Annotated in this window: 1 protein-coding gene; it reads left to right on the top strand. The window is 46.0% G+C overall.

Going from position 1 to position 568, the window contains the following annotated elements; genetic code table 11:
• Nucleotides 1-568, top strand: a 568-nt coding sequence (locus R7Z77_RS27425; protein ID WP_411913224.1) for a choice-of-anchor I domain-containing protein, incomplete at both ends; no start/stop codon positions are given.

Here is a 568-nt window from a genome sequence, read left to right as displayed (position 1 = left end):
AGTCGCCGTCGCGATTGAAAACAATAATAAGCAGGAAGATGGCTTGATCGCGCTGTATCGCTCGGATGATCTTTCTCTAATCACCACTTTCAAAACCGGTGCGCTGCCAGATATGGTTGGTTTTTCTAAAGATGGTCGTTACATTGCCACCGCAAACGAAGGCGAACCGAACTCCGATTACAGTATCGATCCCGAAGGTAGCGTGACGTTGGTCGATTTGAGCAAAGGTATTAACAATGCTGACGTTACGCAAATTGGCTTTGGCGAGTTTGATGGAGTGCGCTCAGATGAATTGCCAAAAGCGGTGCGTATTTCCAGCCCTAATGCCTCAATTGCTCAAGACCTTGAACCGGAATATCTGACGTTTGCCGACAACGGGAAAATTTATGTCGCCTTGCAGGAAAATAACGCAATGGCGATTATTGATCCACAAAGCCAATCGGTAGAAAAAATTGTCGCTTTAGGGGAAAAGTCTTGGTCAAATTCAAAGCTGGACGCCTCAAATAAAGATAAGATCATCGGCAATTTGAAAAGCTATCCGCAGCTGGTTGGCTTGTACATGCCCGAC

This window comes from Vibrio sp. 1401 (genome assembly GCF_033340295.1).
The sequence above is the reverse complement of the archived record's forward strand: the minus strand, read 5'-3'. Positions and strand labels throughout refer to the sequence as shown.